Source organism: Streptomyces sp. HSW2009 (genome assembly GCF_040240285.1).
Classification (GTDB): Bacteria; Actinomycetota; Actinomycetes; order Streptomycetales; family Streptomycetaceae; genus Streptomyces.
In genome coordinates this window covers 1-3,155 of sequence record NZ_JBEHZD010000737.1, presented here as the reverse complement: position 1 = coordinate 3,155, position 3,155 = coordinate 1, and the positions used below count along the sequence as shown (strand labels likewise).

Here is a 3,155-nt window from a genome sequence, read left to right as displayed (position 1 = left end):
ACGCCCGCGCCCGCGCGGGAGCCCCGGCAGTCCGTTGCCGCGCCCCCCAGCCCGCGCCGGGGGCGCGGGCCCGGGGGGCGGGCGGGGGGCGGGGGGCCCGGGGGCGGGGCGGCCGGGGGGGGGGTGGCGGCACGGGGCCGGACGGGGCCGGGCCGTTGCGCTGCCGCCGCCATTGTCCGGTGCCGTGCGGCGCCGTGTGCACCGCGCCCCGCGCTTGCGGGCCCGCCCCGCGGCGACGCCGTGCGCGGCGGCGGCGACCTGCCCCGCCGCAAAGATACGCGAATCGGACCCGCCCTCCGTAGGGGTGTGCCCCGGCTCCGTACGGGCCGGCGGGCCGTGCGCCGCGGCTCCGGGCCCGGCCCGTACCGTGGTGCCGCCCCCGGCCCCGGCACTTCCCGCCCACGCCCGACGAACGGACGACTCCCCGTGATACGCGCCCGCCGCACCGCCATCCCCGCCGCAGCCATCGCCGCGCTCATCGCCCTCACCGGCTGTTCGCCCGACGAGGACGGGTCGGGCGAGGGGGCGGGCGGCGCGAAGGGCAGCGCGGGTCCGACCGCGACCGCGGCGCCCGGCAGCGCGCTCGGCTCGCTGGACGGGCTGAGCGTCAAGGGCCGCGCGCCGCGCACCGGGTACGAGCGCAGCCAGTTCGGCCGGGCCTGGATCGACGTCGACCGCAACGGCTGCGGCACCCGGGACGACATCCTGGGGCGCGACCTGAAGGACGTCAGGTTCCGGGGCGACTCGTGCGTGGTGGTCTCCGGGACCCTGGCGGGCGATCCGTACACCGGGACGGACGTCGCCTACCGGCGGGGCCGCAGCAAGGTGGACATCGACCACGTCGTCGCGCTGTCGGACGCCTGGCAGAAGGGCGCCGCCGACTGGCCGCGCGGCAAGCGCATCGCCTTCGCCAACGACCCGCTCAACCTGATCGCCGTGCAGGCGGCGGCCAACCGCCGCAAGAGCGACGGCGACGCGGCGACCTGGCTGCCGGCGAACGCGTCCTACCGCTGCCCGTACGTGGCCCGCCAGGTGGCGGTGAAGCGCAAGTACGGGGTGTGGGTCACCCGCGCCGAACAGCAGGCGATGGCCCGGGTGCTGCGCGGCTGCCCCAAGACGGCACTGCCGGTCGTGGGCGACGCGCCCACGGAGGCGCCGGGGCGGTGAGCGGGATCGGCTGAGCGGGGCGGGACCGCGGAGCCGCGGGGGGTGGTGCCGGCGGGGCGTGCGGGTCGGTCGGGGCGGGGCCGGCGGGGCCGCGCGGGGCGGGTGGTTCGCGAGTGATCCGTCCGTGAATTCGCCCGTACGTCCGGTCGCGCATCCGATCTGGACACGAATCGTTGGTCGAACCAGTGGCTACCGCCGCTTCGACTCCTTACCATCGATCAACGCTAGGTCGATGCGCTCGCCCCTGGAGGGGGTTCCGCCCGCCCTCCTTGGTCATGAACCTTGCCGGGAGGCTCCATGCTGCGTTTCCCCACAAGCCGCAGAACTGCCACGCGCCGCAGGACCGCGCTCACCGTCTCCGCCGTCGCCCTGCTCGGCGCCACGCCGCTGCTCACCGCGTGCGGCAGCGACGCGCACCCGGGCGCCGCGGCCGTGGTCGACGGCGACCGGATCACCGTCTCGCAGCTCCAGTCGCGGATCGCGGACGTACGGGACGCCCAGCGCGACTCGCCACAGAGCGACCAGCTCATCCGGGCCTCCGGCAAGCTCGGCCACGAGGTGCTGCTCCGGATGATCATGACCAAGGTGGTCGAGCGGGCCGCCGCCGACCAGGGCATCAGCGTCACCCGGCGCGACGTGCAACAGGAGACCAAGCTGGCCCGCAGCCAGACCGGCGGCGCGGCGGGGCTGCGCTCGGCCTTCCTGCGCGAGGGGATCGCCCCCGGCCAGATCGAGGACACCCTCAGGGTCGACCTGCTGCGGCTCAGGCTGATCGAACAACTCGGCCAGGACCGGACGCTGGACGCCCTGCGCGCCACCGCGGCCGACCTGGACATCGACGTGAACCCGCGGTACGGCACCTGGGACAGCCAGCAGGGCATGGCGGCGCTCAAGGAGCCGTGGATCAAGGAGTCCGCGGAGGACGCCGAGGGGGCGACCCAGCAGGGGAACCGCCCGGCGTAGGTGGGTTACGTTCGAGGGGTGAACGCATCCCACCACCAGGCCGCCCCCGCCCCCGGCCGCATCGTCCTGCTGACCACCACGCACCGGGTCGCGCCGGGACTGCTGTCCTGGCCCGCGTGGCAGACGCTGCGCGCGGCGGACCGGGTGCTGTGCGCCGACGCCGACCACCCCCAACTCCCGTACCTGCGGGACGCGGGGGTCGCCGTCGAGGTCACCGCGGCCGAGGCCGGCGAACTGGTCGCGTACTGCGCGGCCGACCCGGCCGGACCTGCTGACTCCGCCGACACTGCCGACACCGCGGGTCCCGCTGGTGCAGCCGGTACGGACGGTGGGACGGCCGGCCCCGTGGGCCGCACCGTGGTGGTGCTCACCTCGGCCACCGGCGAGTCCGCCCTCACCAACGAGCTGTCCAGGCTCGCAGGCTCGGGCCGGCACGCCGTGCCCGACCTGGAGCTGTTGCCGGGCTCGTACGACCTGCCCGGGGCCAGGCTGCTCGACCTGGTGCAGGTCATGGACGAGATCCGGGCCTCCTGCCCGTGGAGCGCCGAGCGTACGCACCAGAGCCTGGCCAAGTACGGCCTTGAGGAGGCGTACGAGCTGGTCGAGGCCATCGAGGCGGGGGACCGCGCGGAGCTGCGCGAGGAGCTCGGGGACGTCCTGCTCCAGGTCGTCTTCCACGCGCGGATCGCGCAGGAGGACGCGGACGAGCCGTTCGGCATCGACGACGTCGCGGCCGGCATCGTGGACAAGCTCATCCGCCGCCACCCGCACGTCTTCGGGGACGCGACCGCGCAGACCCCGGACGAGGTCAAGGCGCACTGGCTGCGGACGAAGGCGATAGAGAAGCGCCGTGCCTCGGTCACCGACGGCGTCCCGCTGGACCAGCCGGCGCTGGCGCTCGCCGCCAAGCTCGTTTCCCGGGCCCGCACCGCCGACCTTCCGGTGGCGCTGCCCGAAGGCCCCGGCATCGGCTACGAACTCCTCGCGCTCGCGGCCCGCGCCGGTCTCGTATACACATCTGACGC

3 protein-coding genes are annotated in these 3,155 nt (G+C 75.6%); all 3 read left to right on the top strand.

Translation table 11 applies throughout. From position 1 onward, the window contains the following. The first annotated feature begins 426 nt into the window (after positions 1–426). Positions 427–1,167 carry an HNH endonuclease family protein gene (locus AAHZ94_RS31505; protein ID WP_349997128.1) on the top strand — a complete coding sequence of 247 codons (741 nt, stop codon included), beginning with the start codon at positions 427–429 and terminating at the stop codon, positions 1,165–1,167. 297 nt (positions 1,168–1,464) lie between these two features. Further along, on the top strand, positions 1,465–2,130 hold the full coding sequence (locus AAHZ94_RS31500) for a SurA N-terminal domain-containing protein (RefSeq protein ID WP_349997127.1): 666 nt from the start codon (positions 1,465–1,467) through the stop codon (positions 2,128–2,130). A gap of 18 nt (positions 2,131–2,148) precedes the next feature. Continuing rightward, on the top strand, positions 2,149–3,155 hold a 1,007-nt coding region (locus tag AAHZ94_RS31495), incomplete at its 3' end, for a nucleoside triphosphate pyrophosphohydrolase (protein ID WP_349997126.1).

What these genes read in the sequence shown, in the direction of transcription:
- AAHZ94_RS31500 (WP_349997127.1), top strand. Translation starts at nt 1,465, where the DNA reads ATGCTGCGTTTCCCCACAAGCCGCAGAACTGCCACGCGCCGCAGGACC.